The organism is Enterobacter sp. C3_dUdeg, assembly GCF_057536195.1.
The window spans coordinates 353,520-367,460 of record NZ_BAAKFX010000001.1 but is presented as its reverse complement, the minus strand read 5'-3'; the positions used below and the strand labels follow the sequence as shown (position 1 = coordinate 367,460).

The 13,941-nt window shown below is 57.4% G+C and carries 10 protein-coding genes; 5 read left to right on the top strand and 5 right to left on the bottom strand.

The genetic code is table 11. From position 1 onward, the window contains the following. Positions 1-51 precede the first annotated feature (51 nt). On the bottom strand, positions 52-2,832 hold the full coding sequence (locus AC27FC_RS01620; protein WP_196354225.1) for a flavocytochrome c: 2,781 nt from the start codon (positions 2,830-2,832) through the stop codon (positions 52-54). Positions 2,833-3,436: 604 nt separating this feature from the next. Here AC27FC_RS01620 and AC27FC_RS01615 point away from each other — a divergent pair. The 4 genes from AC27FC_RS01615 (at position 3,437) to AC27FC_RS01600 (ending at position 9,031) form a co-directional block, all read left to right on the top strand. Further along, a complete protein-coding gene (locus AC27FC_RS01615; RefSeq protein ID WP_072210827.1) occupies positions 3,437-4,945 on the top strand; it encodes an anion permease in 1,509 nt (502 codons plus the stop codon). Positions 4,946-5,000: 55 nt separating this feature from the next. Beyond that, positions 5,001-6,650, top strand: coding sequence for a class I fumarate hydratase FumA (fumA, locus tag AC27FC_RS01610; RefSeq protein WP_196354224.1), 1,650 nt, complete (start codon positions 5,001-5,003; stop codon positions 6,648-6,650). 282 nt (positions 6,651-6,932) lie between these two features. Beyond that, complete coding sequence (gene tcuC / locus AC27FC_RS01605; RefSeq protein ID WP_487159830.1) at positions 6,933-8,246, top strand: tricarballylate/proton symporter TcuC; 1,314 nt, start codon at positions 6,933-6,935, stop codon at positions 8,244-8,246. After that, on the top strand, positions 8,243-9,031 hold the full coding sequence (locus AC27FC_RS01600) for a substrate-binding domain-containing protein (protein WP_045887828.1): 789 nt from the start codon (positions 8,243-8,245) through the stop codon (positions 9,029-9,031). Before tcuC ends, AC27FC_RS01600 begins: the two co-directional genes overlap by 4 nt. On the opposite strand, the gene psrA is transcribed toward AC27FC_RS01600, so the two are convergent. The 3 genes from psrA to AC27FC_RS01585 form a co-directional block, all read right to left on the bottom strand. Continuing rightward, on the bottom strand, positions 9,006-9,905 hold the full coding sequence (gene psrA / locus AC27FC_RS01595; RefSeq protein ID WP_045142985.1) for an L-proline-binding transcription factor PsrA: 900 nt from the start codon (positions 9,903-9,905) through the stop codon (positions 9,006-9,008). The genes AC27FC_RS01600 and psrA overlap by 26 nt on opposite strands. Before the next feature lie 92 nt (positions 9,906-9,997). Next, positions 9,998-11,527, bottom strand: coding sequence for a cryptochrome/photolyase family protein (locus AC27FC_RS01590; protein WP_176690117.1), 1,530 nt, complete (start codon positions 11,525-11,527; stop codon positions 9,998-10,000). After that, positions 11,524-11,670: a DUF2256 domain-containing protein gene (locus tag AC27FC_RS01585; protein ID WP_071789391.1), complete on the bottom strand. Its 147-nt coding sequence runs from the start codon at positions 11,668-11,670 to the stop codon at positions 11,524-11,526. The genes AC27FC_RS01590 and AC27FC_RS01585 overlap by 4 nt, the downstream gene beginning before the upstream one ends. A 214-nt stretch (positions 11,671-11,884) precedes the next feature. Between AC27FC_RS01585 and mtfA the strand changes: the two genes are divergently transcribed. Further along, positions 11,885-12,682 (top strand): DgsA anti-repressor MtfA, encoded by a 798-nt coding sequence (gene mtfA, locus AC27FC_RS01580; RefSeq protein ID WP_033145920.1) that lies wholly within the window; start codon positions 11,885-11,887, stop codon positions 12,680-12,682. Here mtfA and AC27FC_RS01575 read toward each other — a convergent pair. Further along, positions 12,679-13,890, bottom strand: coding sequence for an MFS transporter (locus AC27FC_RS01575; protein WP_196354223.1), 1,212 nt, complete (start codon positions 13,888-13,890; stop codon positions 12,679-12,681). The genes mtfA and AC27FC_RS01575 overlap by 4 nt on opposite strands. Positions 13,891-13,941 lie beyond the last annotated feature (51 nt).

Here is a 13,941-nt window from a genome sequence, read left to right as displayed (position 1 = left end):
GGGGAAAATGCCGGATAGCGCTGGGCGTATCCGGCCTACAACACAGGGGGCTTACTGCTTTTTCGAACGCATAGCCGCCTGATGTCCTGCAAGCGTACCAAAAATAATGATATCTGCCACTGCGTTACCGCCGATACGGTTACCGCCGTGGATCCCGCCGACCACTTCACCGGCCGCAAACGCCCCTGGCAGCACGTTGTGGTTGCTGTCCAGCACGCAGGTTTCGGTGTTGATGGTCACGCCGCCCATGGTGTGGTGCACGCCCGGTGCAATCTGAATGGCGTAGAACGGCCCTTCGTTGATAGGCGCGCGCAGCGCGGTGGTACGGCCAAAATCATCATCGTGCTGTTTTTCAACGAAGCCGTTGTAACGTTCCAGCGTCGCGAGGAAAGCGTGGTGATCCATACCCAGCGCCTCAGCCAGGGCTTTTGGCGAGCTGGCGCTGGTCACGAAACCTTTCGCGATGTACTCATCCGCGGCTTTGTTTTTGGCACGTACGTGCTCGTCAAATACGATGTATGCGTATTTCTCCGGCAGCGCGATGATTGACGCCGAGACTTTATCGCGGGTCGACATTTCGTTGTAGAAGCGTTCCCCTTTCTGATTGACCAGAATCGCCCCGCCGCCGCGAATGGATTCGGAAATCAGGTACGAGGTTTTCTGCTCTACGGTTGGGTGAATCTGAATTTCGCCCATATCCACGGTACCCGCCCCGATGCGCTCCAGCAGCGCGATGCCGCCGCCGGTTGCCCCTTTGTGGTTGGTGGTAACGAACCCTTTCAGATCCGGACGGTATTTCACCACCATCTGGCTGTTGGCGCTGAAGCCGCCGGTGGCGACAATCACGCTTTTGGTTGCCACGGTGACGGTTTCGTTCTCTTCGGTAGTCAGGCGTACGCCGGTCACTTCACCGTTCTCAAAGATGATGTCGCTGACGGAGGTATCCAGCATCACCTCGATGTTGCGTTTGTTGACGTTACGCACCAGGCCGCTGATGAGATAGCCGCCCACCGCTGAACCGTCTTTTGGACGGTGAGTACGGTCGATGCTCATCCCGCCGGTGGTGGTGATGTCGTTCAGCATGATGCCGCGCGTGGCCAGCCACTCAATTGCCTGCGGCGCGTTCTCGACGAAGCGACGCAGCAGTTCCGGGTTGTTCTTGTTGCCGCCGCCTTTCAGGCTTTCCTGATAGAACAGCTCTTTGCTGTCCTGAATGCCCTTCACGCGCTGGAAGCGGGTTTCGGCGGCGTTCATACCGGCAGAGGCTTTAATGGTGTTCCCGCCGATGGTCGGCATTTTCTCGACAATCAGCACGCTCGCGCCTTCGTCGTGAGCCTGAATCGCCGCCGCCAGACCGGCGCCGCCGCTGCCGACAACGACCACGTCCACGCTGCGGGTTTCGTTCGGGTCAACGCCCTCTTCCGCGGCCAGCGCTTTGCTGGATTTCAGCATCGCTTTAGAGACCGCTTTCTTCACCGCCTCGCTCTGGCTGGTTGCGCCGGTGATGGCATCCACGTGCGGGGTATTGGCGTCCAGAATGCGGGTACGGATCTCTTCAAAGCTGGTTACAAACTCAACGTCTTCGCTCGGGCCGGAGGCCAGCTCGATGTCCGCAATGCGGTCAGTTTCCAGACTGACGTTAATCACCAGCTCGTTAGCGTCATCCTGCACTTTCTCAGCAAAGGTACCCGGTTTGAATTTGGATTCACCCAAGCTCATGTCGCGGATCATCGCTTCTACCAGCGAGAAGCGCCACAGCGGTTCAGGAATGCTCAGCGCCTCGCGCTGGGTGCTGTCCATAAACAGCTCCAGGCTTTCCCCGGCCGCAATGCGGTCTGTCCAGTCCGGATAAGCGATGGTGGCGCGGCCAACGGCAATCAGGTCGTAACCGTGGTCCAGCGCTTCATTCACATCAGAAGCATTCACCACGCCGCCCACGCCCATGACCGGAACCTGCGCCAGCGTTTCAGAACGCATCGCGCAGTATTTTTCGATAAGCGGGGTGGGATCCTGGGTGTCGACGATGGAAGGACGCAGGGTAGCGCCGACGGAGAAGTGCAGATAGTCCACGCCGCGCGCCGCCAGTTTTTCCAGCAGATACATGGTGTCGTCAAAGCGGATGCCCGGGACTTCCATCTCTTCAGGGGAGAAGCGGTAGCCAATAATAAACGCGTCATCCGCGTACTGGCGCACCATTTTGTGGGTAATGTCCAGCACCGCCAGCGGGAACTTCGCGCGGTTATCGCGGCTGCCGCCCCACTCGTCGTCGCGCTGGTTTGAATTCGGGGAGTAGAACTGCTGAATCAGATAGGTGTTCGCCCCGTGGATTTCCACGCCGTCGAAACCGGCCTGGATGGCGCGGCGCACCGCCTCACCAAACTTGCCGATCATGCCTTCCACTTCTTCAGCGGTCAGAGCAACCGGCGTTGCGGCACCTTCACGCGGCGCGGCTACGGCGCTCGGGCCAACCGGGGTACGGCCACCAATCAGTTTTGGGTCGACCATGCGGCCGCCGTGGTAGATTTGCAGCAGCGCCTTAGATCCTTTGAATTTGATGGCCTCCGCGATTTTCGCCAGCCCGGCAATTTTCTCGTCATTATCAATACCGATGGCACCCGGGAAGGCGAGACCGAGATCGTCGACGAAGCAACACTCCACAATGATGGTGCCAATGCTGCCTGAACGGGCCCGATAGTACTCCACCAGCTCGCTGGTGACGGTGCCGTCAAAATAGCCGGTACAGGTTGTCATAGGGGCCATTAACAAACGGTTTTTCAGTTCAGTACCATTCGGTAATGTGAAGGGGCTAAGAATGCGTTCGTTAGTGCTCATAATAGAAACTCCAAACTTTTAAAAATTAAGAATTCGTTATCGGATTGATTTTTTATTTCGTCGTTATTTGCCGATGTCATGATATTAATATAATGATTTTTTTAGTTTCTAAAGTTATTACGTTAGTTAAAAAACTATTTAATCCCTGCGATAACACAAATAACACATTGGTGTTAGCGATTGTAATTCAGTCATTCACAATAATTTAAAAACCGTTAAAATATGAATGGTAAAACCAATTCACCTTAACACATACAAAATCAATAAAAACAATATATTACAATCGCACCAAAATCTATCCTGTTAAAGAAATGATAAAAAACACGCAAAAAACAGGCAATAACCACATACGCCAGAGTGGTTATTAATAAAAGCATAAAAATAACGCTGTAATTCTATTTTTTTGATCGCGATCAATAGTTATGGCATTCAAAAGCGCAATATAAAAACATCATCTTTTTTTAATTTAGCGCACACAAAAACGCGTTAAATCGCTATTACTGAAAATACAAGAAAGCACCTTTAATAACTAAAAAAAGCAAAAAAACTAAATAAAGTGCTTTTTCAGTGCGACCGAATTTTTGACAACTTAAGACGTGAAACTATGAATACAAAAACTGCTGTAACGCCCCCTGTGGCGAACCAGGCATCAAATGGAAACGCAAAACGATTGCTGATGATGGCGTTACCCGTCATCGTCGCGGTACTGCTGCTGTTTGTTCCCGTTCCTGAAGGCTTGCCGCCTTACGCATGGCACTACTTCGCCATCTTTGTCGGCGTGATCGTCGGTCTGATCTTCGAACCGCTGCCGGGTGCGGTGATCGGCCTGACCGGCGTGGTCGCCATTGCCCTGTGCAGCCAGTGGGTGCTGTTCAGCCCCGATCAGCTGGCTGACCCGAAATTCAAGCTGGCGGGCGCCTCCTTTAAGTGGGCGGTGAGCGGGTTTGGTAACTCTACCGTCTGGCTGATTTTCGGTGCCTTTATGTTCGCCGCTGGCTATGACAAAACCCGCTTCGGTCGCCGTCTGGCGCTGATTCTGGTGAAGTACCTCGGCCGTCGCAGCCTGACCCTCGGTTACGCCATCACGTTTGCGGACCTGCTGCTGGCACCGTTCACCCCGTCCAACACCGCGCGCAGCGGCGGGACCATCTACCCGATTATCGCTAACCTGCCGCCGCTGTACGGTTCAAAACCTAATGACCCAAGCGCGCGTAAGATTGGTTCATACCTGATGTGGGTGGCGATCACCGCGGCCTGTATCACCAGCTCAATGTTCCTCTCCGCCCTCGCGCCAAACCTGCTGGCCCTGGCGCTGGTGAAAAGTACGGTTGGGATTGATATCTCCTGGGGCACCTGGTTCCTCGCCTTCCTGCCGCTGGGTATCCTGCTGATTCTGGCCATGCCGCTGCTGGCCTACTGGTTCTACCCACCTGAAGTCAAAGTGAATAACGAAGTGCCGCTGTGGGCAACCCGCGAGCTGGAAAAACTCGGCAAACTGTCCCGCAATGAAATTCTGCTGCTGGTGTTCGTGTGCTGTGCGCTGCTGATGTGGATCTTCGCTGCCGCGTGGATTGAGCCTGCCATGGCGGCCCTGCTCATCGTCGGTCTGATGCTGTGGACCGGCGTGCTGGAGTGGAACGATATCACCGGTAACAAGGCCGCATGGAACACCTTCGTCTGGTTCGCCACCCTGGTGGCACTGGCGGATGGCCTCTCCTCGACCGGCTTTATCAGCTGGTTAGGTAAAGAAGGCGGTCTGTTGATGAGCGGTATCTCTCCGGGCGTGGCGACCGTCGTCCTGCTGCTGGCGTTCTACCTGCTGCACTACCTGTTTGCCAGCACCACCGCGCACACCACGGCGCTGCTGCCTGCGATGCTGACCATCGCCTCCACCATCCCGGGCATGAATATGGAAGTGTTCGTTCTGCTGATGGTGACCTCGCTGGGCGTCATGGGGATCATCACCCCGTACGGTACTGGCCCAAGCCCGATTTACTACGGTAGCGGCTACCTGCCAACCAAAGACTACTGGCGCCTCGGCACCATCTTCGGTGCCATCTTCCTGGCGGCCCTGCTGCTGATTGGTTATCCGTGGATGTCCATGATGTTCTGATTCCTGACCGCCGGACTTCTCCTCCGGCGGTTTTATTTTTGTGGAGCAATACGCTATGTCAAATAAACCGTTTTTCTACCAGAACCCCTTCCCTCTTTCCCATGACGACACCGAATACTACCTGCTGACCAAAGAGCACGTCTCCGTTGCCGAATTCGACGGTCAGGAAGTACTGAAAGTGGAGCCGGAAGCCCTGACCCTGCTGGCGCACCAGGCCTTCCACGATGCCGCGTTTATGCTGCGTCCTTCCCACCAGAAGCAGGTTGCCGCCATTCTCAACGACCCGGAAGCCAGCCAGAACGACAAATACGTTGCCCTGCAGTTCCTGCGTAACTCTGAAATTGCCGCAAAAGGCGTGCTGCCAACCTGTCAGGATACCGGCACCGCGATCATCATGGGTAAAAAAGGCCAGCGCGTCTGGACCGGCGGCGGTGACGAAGCGGCGCTGAGCCAGGGCGTGTATAACACCTACATTGAAGATAACCTGCGCTACTCGCAGAATGCGGCGCTGGACATGTATAAAGAGGTAAATACCGGCACCAACCTGCCCGCGCAGATCGATCTCTACAGCGTGGACGGGGACGAATACAAATTCCTGTGCATGGCAAAAGGCGGCGGTTCTGCCAACAAAACCTACCTCTATCAGGAAACCAAAGCGCTGATCACCCCGGCGAAGCTGAAAAACTACCTGGTTGAGAAGATGCGCACCCTGGGCACTGCGGCCTGCCCGCCTTACCATATCGCGTTTGTGATTGGCGGAACGTCAGCGGAAGCCACGCTGAAAACCGTGAAGCTCGCTTCCACGCGCTACTACGACGCGCTGCCGACGGAAGGTAACGAACACGGCCAGGCGTTCCGCGACGTTCAGCTCGAACAGGAACTGCTCCAGGAAGCGCAGAACCTCGGCCTCGGCGCGCAGTTCGGCGGTAAATACTTCGCCCACGATATCCGCGTGATCCGCCTGCCGCGCCACGGCGCCTCCTGCCCAATTGGCATGGGCGTCTCCTGCTCCGCAGACCGCAACATTAAAGCGAAGATCAACCGCGACGGGATCTGGATTGAGAAGCTGGAACACAACCCGGGCCAGTATATTCCTGAATCACTGCGCCAGCAGGGCGAAGGCGACGTGGTGAGCATCAATCTGGACAAGCCGATGAAGGAGATCCTGGCACAGCTTTCCGCGCACCCGGTCTCTACCCGCCTGTCGCTGAACGGGACCATCATCGTGGCGCGCGATATTGCCCACGCGAAGCTGAAAGAGCTGCTCGACAATGGTGAAGAACTGCCGCAGTACGTTAAAGACCATCCGATCTACTACGCAGGCCCAGCCAAAACGCCGGAAGGCTACGCCTCTGGCTCACTCGGCCCGACCACGGCTGGCCGTATGGACTCGTATGTGGACTTACTGCAATCCCACGGCGCGAGCATGATCATGCTGGCGAAAGGCAACCGCAGCCAGCAGGTGACCGACGCCTGCCATAAGCACGGCGGCTTCTACCTGGGGAGCATTGGCGGCCCGGCGGCGGTGCTGGCGCAAAACAGTATTAAGAGCCTGGAATGCGTCGCGTATCCGGAGCTGGGAATGGAAGCCATCTGGAAAATTGAAGTCGAGAACTTCCCGGCGTTTATCCTGGTGGATGACAAAGGCAACGATTTCTTCCAGCAGATCCAGAACAAACAGTGCGCGGGTTGTTCACAGCGCTAGGTTGAGACAGGCCGGGTGGCGCAACGCTGCCCGGCAGTCGCAGACAGACATGCGCCTGCGTCATGTCACAAAACCGTGATATCAGCCACTTAGCAAAAAGTGGTGAATAAAAAATCAATTAATTGTTAAGTTATTGTTGTCATTAATTGTATTGATCCCGCGAAGGCTATTCATGCAAAACGTGCATCAGCCGATGCGGCATTTGCGCTTATCTATTTCCTCATCCTGATCCAGTTTTCAAAAACAGACGCGTAAAACGTCAACAATAAACTGGAGATAACCATGTTTTCCTCAACCTCACCTGCAACCGTACGCTCGAAAGCGGGCGCCATACTCCGCGTGACGTCCGGCAATTTTCTTGAGCAGTTCGATTTCTTTCTGTTCGGCTTCTATGCCACCTACATCGCCCACACGTTCTTCCCGGCAAGCAGTGAATTTGCGTCGCTGATGATGACCTTCGCCGTCTTCGGCGCGGGCTTTTTGATGCGCCCCATCGGTGCCATTGTGCTAGGCGCGTATATCGACAAGGTAGGTCGCAGAAAGGGGCTGATCGTCACGCTTTCCATCATGGCGGCGGGGACGTTCCTGATCGTGCTTATCCCCTCTTATCAAAGCATCGGTCTGTGGGCGCCGATGCTGGTGCTGATGGGCCGTCTGCTGCAGGGCTTCTCCGCCGGTGCGGAGCTTGGAGGCGTCTCGGTTTATCTGGCTGAAATCGCCACGCCGGGCCGCAAAGGGTTTTACACCAGCTGGCAGTCCGGCAGCCAGCAGGTCGCCATTATGGTCGCCGCGGCGATGGGCTTTGCCCTGAATGCCCTGATGGAGGAGAGCGCCATTCGCGAATGGGGCTGGCGCATCCCCTTCCTGTTCGGCTGCTTAATCGTGCCGTTTATCTTTTTCCTGCGCCGCAAGCTGGAGGAGACGGAAGAGTTCAGCGCGCGCCGCCAGCATCTGGAGATGCGTCAGGTCTTTAAAACGCTCCTTGGCAACTGGCAGGTTGTGGTCGCAGGCATGCTGATGGTGGCGATGACCACCACCGCGTTCTACCTGATCACCGTCTACGCCCCCACCTTTGGCAAAAAGGTGCTGATGCTCAGCGCCTCGGACAGCCTGCTGGTCACGCTGCTGGTGGCGATTTCTAACTTCATCTGGCTGCCGGTGGGCGGCGCGCTGTCGGATCGCTTCGGGCGCAAGCCGGTGCTGATTGCCATGGCCCTGCTTGCGCTGGCGACCAGCTACCCTGCCCTGACGCTGCTGGCGAGCGCACCCAGCTTCTCCATGATGCTGATCGTGCTGCTGTGGCTCTCCTTCCTCTACGGCCTGTACAACGGCGCGATGATCCCGGCCCTGACGGAGATTATGCCTGCTGAAGTGCGCGTGGCGGGGTTCTCTCTGGCTTACAGCCTGGCAACGGCGGTCTTTGGCGGCTTTACCCCGGTCATGTCCACCGCGCTGATTGAATACACCGGTGACAAAGCCTCGCCTGGCTACTGGATGAGTTTCGCCGCCGTGTGCGCCCTGCTGGCCACGCTCTACCTCTACCGCCGCCGCGCGGTATCGCTGCAAAACACCGTCAAGTCACAGGGGGCAGTATGAAACGCACCTATCGCTTTACCGCCAGCGCGCTGGTGCTGACGCTCCTGAGCGTTAATGCCTGTGCCCAGGACGTGAAGGTCATGATTTCAGGCGGCTTCAAGGCCGCCCTGGAAAAGCTGGCCCCGGACTATGAACGCCGGACCGGGGATAAAATCGTGATTATCCCCGGCCCCTCAATGGGCGCTACGCCGCAGGCGATCCCAAACCGACTGGCGCGCGGCGAGAAAGCCGACGTGGTGATTATGGTGGGCGATGCGCTGGAGAAGCTCGAAAAAGCCGGCCAGACCCAGCCGGGTTCGCGAACCGAACTCGCGGACTCCCCCGTTGGCATGGTGGTGAAAAAAGGTGCGGATGTCCCTGATATCAGCAGCGAGGCGGCTTTGCGTAAAACGCTGCTGCAGGCCAGCTCCATCGCCTACTCTGACAGCGCCAGCGGCAGGTACGTCAGCCAGACGTTGTTCAAAAAAATGGGGATTGAAAAAGAAGTGGCGGGTAAAGCGACAATGGTCGAGCGTATCCCTGTCGCCTCAGAAGTGGCGAAAGGAAAATACGCCGTCGGTTTCCAGCAGGTCAGCGAGCTGCTGCCGGTTCAGGGCGTCACCTTTATCGGGAAAATCCCGGATAACCTGCAGTACATCACGCGCTTCGCGGGTGCGGTCACCCGCCATGCAGAACATCCCGCAGAGGGGAAAGCGCTGCTGACCTATCTCGCCTCACCGCCCTCCAGGGACGTCATCCAGAAGACGGGAATGATCCCCGTTACGTCCGGCGATACTGCTCGGTGATCTGTTTTTCCAGTTCAGCCGCAATGTAGGACTGGATGCGCCCCCGGCGCCGGATAAGCCCCACGGTGCGTTTCACTTCCGGCGCCACCAGCGGCAGATGCGTCAGCAGCGTGTGCTCTGACGTCGGCATCGACATGGCGGGAACGGCAGCAATGCCGATCCCCGCCTCTACCATACCGAGCATCGTGGTAACGTGGCGCGTTTCGCAGACGCTGGGGCGTTCGGGAACGATATCCCCCAGCATCCGATCGAGCAGGTTACGGTTACCTGACGTTTTATCGAGGGAGATATAATCCTGCTGGTAAAAGGCCTGCCACGTCAGGTGACTCTTCTGCGCCAGGGGGTGATCCTTCCGGCACGCCGCAACATAGACATCCTCCACAAGCGGGAAAAATTCGATGTCAGACGGCAGGTTTCCTGCGAAGCAGATACCAAAATCAGCCTGGCTTCGGGCCACGGCGTCAATCACATTCCCCGCGCTGCTGTCGATGAGCTTAATGCGAACCCGCGGATAGCGAGACTGAAAACGACGGATCACATCGGGCATAAAGTAACAGGCCGCGGACGGCACCGTGGCAACCGTGATCAGCCCCGTCCGCTCTTCACTGACCTTATCGACATCCGCCAGCATTGACTCAACGTTGTCGAGCAGCTGCGCGGAGCGTTCAGCAAAGTTTTGCCCGTATAACGTTAAGGACACGCGGCGGGTGGTACGGTCAAACAGCCGGTTTCCCAGCGCGGCTTCCAGCTTTTCAATCCTGCGGCTTAGCGCCGACTGGGATAAGCAGATAGATTCAGCAGCGACACGGAAGTTACCGTATTCCACTAACGCTCTGAAAGCATAAAGATCGTTAAGGTCAAAATTCACGGGCATGGCGTCTGGATGTCCTGTCAGGGAATACGCAACAAAGTCAAAAATAATAGCGTCTTATTAACCCGCCGCAACCGGCGCGGTGGTGAAATACGTCAGAGCTCGTTGAGATGCAGGCGAATATACCCGGCGCGATCGGCAATGGCCTGCCGCTCCTCTTCCTTCATGTCCGCAAGCTGTTTAAAGACGATGCCCAGGCGGGGATTGTTACCCAGACGCGCCTGGTTGCGCGCAAAGAAATCCCAGTAAAGGGCATTGAAGGGGCACGCCAGCTCTCCGGTACGCTGGCTGTGTTGATACCGGCACCCCTGACAGTAGTTACTCATCTTATGAATATACGACGCGCTTGAGACGTAGGGTTTACTGGCCAGCAACCCGCCATCGCCAAACTGGCTCATTCCGAGGGTATTGGGCAGCTCCACCCATTCAAAGGCATCAATATAGACCCCCAGATACCATTCATGAACCGCCTGCGGCGACAGGCCGCTGAGCAGGCTAAAGTTCCCGATGACCATCAGGCGCTGGATATGGTGGGCGTAAGCCTCGGTGAGGGACTGCCCAATCGCATGCGCCAGGCAGCGCATCTGCGTCCTGCCGGTCCAGAACCAGTCCGGCAGCGGGGCGTGCTGGTCTAAGGCATTCAGCTCCCGATAGCCCGGCATCTGCGACCAGTAGATCCCACGCACGTACTCCCGCCAGCCGAGAATTTGTCGGATAAACCCTTCGACGGCTGGCAGCGGCGCATGGCCCAAACGCCATGCCTGCTGGGCGGCAGCCACCACTTCCCGCGGATTAAGCATTTTGGTGTTCAGCGCGAACGAAATTAACGAGTGGAACAGAAAAGGCTCCTCAGCGTGCATCGCGTCCTGCCAGGCGCCGAACTGCGGGAGCACGCGAGCGATAAATTCATCCAGCCTGGCTTTGGCTTCCGAACGGCTGAGCGGCCAGCGAAAATTCCCGGCCTGCGGTTCGCCGAAGGTGTTTACGCCGCAGCGCTGGATCTCCGCCCATAAGGCTGAATAATCGTGGCTGGGACGCGAGTCGTCCGGCGCGGGCGGCTCGCCGGACCAGCGTTTGCGATTTTCAGCATCAAAATTCCATTTCCCCCCTTCCGGCTCGCCTTCTGAGGTTAACAGTATGCCGTTCTGACGACGCATTTCCCGGTAAAAGTACTCCATTCGCCAGCTTTTGCGCGTCGCAAAGAACGCGCTCACCTGTTCACGGGTGGTGAAGAAATGCTCGCTGCTGACGCAGGCCGTTTCGACGGACGCCGCTTTCGCCCACGCCTGCAGCTGCGTGTCCAGGCGCCATTCGTCGGGCTCCTGCCATATCACCCTGTCGGCGCCGTAATGCGCGACAAGCGCGTTGAGATTGTCTTCCAGCGCGCCGCGGTTTGAGTCGTCAGAGAGCCGGACATACCTCACCCGATGCCCCTTCTCCTTTAACGCAGAGGCAAACGCGCGCATGGCCGCAAAAATGGCGATCACTTTCTGAGCGTGGTGAAACACGTACGCGGTTTCGGCCCGCAGCTCAAGCATCACGTAAATGACATTTGGATTGCAGGCATCGAACCAGCTGTGGTGCGGATTAAGCTGATCGCCGAGGATCAGGCGCAGTTCGGTCAACGGTGGCTCCTTCGACAGCGCTCGGAACAGTATTTGACCTCATCCCAGCATTTTGCCCATTTTTTGCGCCACGTCATGGGCCGCTGGCAGTGCGCGCACGCCCGGCTGGGCAGGTTCTGCTTGTTACCTTTGAAATCGCTCATCTTTTCAATACCGTACTGATTTCTTCACTAGACCTGTGGATGCAGGCTACGACAGACTTCACAAAATGAAGGTGATGCCCGTAAACCGCTACCCACCGCTACGTACGAATGATAGTTTATTCAGGCTGGAATTGTCGCAGTGAGCGATTTTCTGGCATCTTAACCAACCTGACTTTCCCATTTTTGTTCAAGTGACGAGTTTGCGAGCAAAGCGATGATAAAGTGGCCCTGGAAAACGAATGAAGCTGGCCGGGATATGGCGCTGCCATGGGATGACGCGCTGACGATCCCTGTTCTGGCTAATCTTAAGCCGGATGAACAAGCGAAACTGGTTCAGCTGGCGGATCGTTTTTTACAGCAAAAACGCCTGGTTCCACTGCAGGGTTTCGAACTCGATCCCCTTAAAAACGCGCGCATCGCCCTGCTTTTCTGTCTGCCAGTGCTTGAATTGGGTATCGAGTGGCTGGATGGCTTCCACGAAGTGCTGATCTATCCAGCTCCCTTTATCGTCGATGACGAGTGGGAAGATGACATCGGGCTGGTGCACAACCAGCGCGTGGTGCAATCCGGACAAAGCTGGCAGCAGGGGCCGATTATCCTCAACTGGCTCGACATTCAGGACTCGTTCGATGCGTCCGGTTTTAATCTGGTTATCCATGAAGTGGCGCATAAGCTCGATACCCGCAACGGCGATCGCGCCAGCGGAGTACCGCTGATCCCGCTTCGCGAGGTGGCGGGCTGGGAGCACGATCTGCACGCGGCGATGGATAACATCCAGGATGAAATAGACCTGGTGGGCGAAAGCGCAGCCAGCATTGACGCCTATGCGGCAACCGACCCGGCCGAGTGCTTTGCGGTGCTCTCGGAGTATTTCTTCAGCGCGCCAGAGCTTTTCGCGCCCCGCTTCCCGGCGCTGTGGCAGCGTTTCTGTCAGTTTTATCAGCAGGATCCGCTCCAGCGTCTGCGGCAAAATGAGGAGTCTGGCGGCCATTCCTCCCGCCAGATCCATTAAGGCTTTTCGGAAGGGGTCCGCTCGGTTGACCGTACCCCTATGCTCAACGCTAAAAACAGCACTGCCATTCCCCATGCGGCCACCGTCAAAGACTGCTCGCCGTAAAAGCGCGTCACCACAGGCACCAGCAGCGCGCTGACGCCGTAGCCTAACGTGTGGCTGGTGGCGATGACGCCCGCGCCTTTCCCGGTGGTCAGCCTGTCGTTCAGCAGCAGCTGGTAGCCCGGCGTGGCCATCGCCGCCCCGAGTGACGTGATAACAATCCCCACGTAGAACAGCGTTAAACCCGCGACGATCATCAGCCCAAGCCCGGCCACCATCAGCACCGCCGCGATGCAGAGTAACGTCACCGGGGTGAAATGCTGCGGGCGGACCACCAGAAACTGCGCCGCGAGGGTGGCCAGCGCGGCCAGGCTCAGCAGAAGCGCAACGTGATGGCTGATGTCCCGGGCATTACCCTCCAGCAGGGGGCTAAGATGCGGTGACAGGCCAAGCTGCATCAGGCTGACCAGCGCCGCCAGCAGCAGCGCCAGCAGCAGGAACGGCAGCATCGAGGCCTGCAGGCGGGTCGCCTGGTGCGCCACCGGCGGCAGCGGCGGGTCTGCGGCTTCGCGAAGCACCAGCAGCAGCGCGATTAACGGCGCGATCGCCATCAGCCAGAGCGGCGCCACCGGGCTGACGCTGAGCATCAGCGCCGCCAGCGGCGGGCCGAGCAAACGTCCGCAGCTGAGGCCGGAGCTTATCGTCGCCAGCGCCGCCATTCTTTTCTCGAGCCCCGCACGCTGAATAGCCCACGTCTGGGCCGCAGGTACCAGCCCCGAGACCGTCAGTCCGTAAAGCAGACGTGAAAGAATCAGTCCCGCCAGTCCCCAGAAGGTATCCAGCCTTCCGGACGCCATCGTCCAGACCACCAGCGCCATGACGGCGAAACTGGCCAGATAGCCGCTCAGCGAGGCCACCATCACGGCCTTACATCCCCGCCGCTCGCTCTGGCGTCCCCACCAGGGCGAGGCCGGTAAAAAGAGCATGGATCCGAACATCAGCAGACCGGCCCAGACCGAGAGCGACAGCCCGGTCAGGGTCACCAGCTGCGGGAGCATCACCAGCAGGCCGTTTTGTCCGATACCTAATAAACCCGCACATAGCGCCAGGGGCCAGTTGGCTTTTGAGGTGACCTTTTCGGTCAATACTTCAGAGTCAGTGCGCATGAGAATGTGAACATAGTGTCAATAAATGTGTGGAAATCATGAAGTTTATGA

Excerpts from the sequence above, each read along its gene's own strand:
- AC27FC_RS01620 (WP_196354225.1), bottom strand. The coding sequence starts at position 2,832 with ATGAGCACTAACGAACGCATTCTTAGCCCCTTCACATTACCGAATGGT.
- AC27FC_RS01615 (WP_072210827.1), top strand. The coding sequence starts at position 3,437 with ATGAATACAAAAACTGCTGTAACGCCCCCTGTGGCGAACCAGGCATCA.
- fumA (WP_196354224.1), top strand. The coding sequence starts at position 5,001 with ATGTCAAATAAACCGTTTTTCTACCAGAACCCCTTCCCTCTTTCCCAT.
- tcuC (WP_487159830.1), top strand. The coding sequence starts at position 6,933 with ATGTTTTCCTCAACCTCACCTGCAACCGTACGCTCGAAAGCGGGCGCC.
- AC27FC_RS01600 (WP_045887828.1), top strand. The coding sequence starts at position 8,243 with ATGAAACGCACCTATCGCTTTACCGCCAGCGCGCTGGTGCTGACGCTC.
- psrA (WP_045142985.1), bottom strand. The coding sequence starts at position 9,905 with ATGCCCGTGAATTTTGACCTTAACGATCTTTATGCTTTCAGAGCGTTA.
- AC27FC_RS01585 (WP_071789391.1), bottom strand. The coding sequence starts at position 11,670 with ATGAGCGATTTCAAAGGTAACAAGCAGAACCTGCCCAGCCGGGCGTGC.
- mtfA (WP_033145920.1), top strand. The coding sequence starts at position 11,885 with ATGATAAAGTGGCCCTGGAAAACGAATGAAGCTGGCCGGGATATGGCG.
- AC27FC_RS01575 (WP_196354223.1), bottom strand. The coding sequence starts at position 13,890 with ATGCGCACTGACTCTGAAGTATTGACCGAAAAGGTCACCTCAAAAGCC.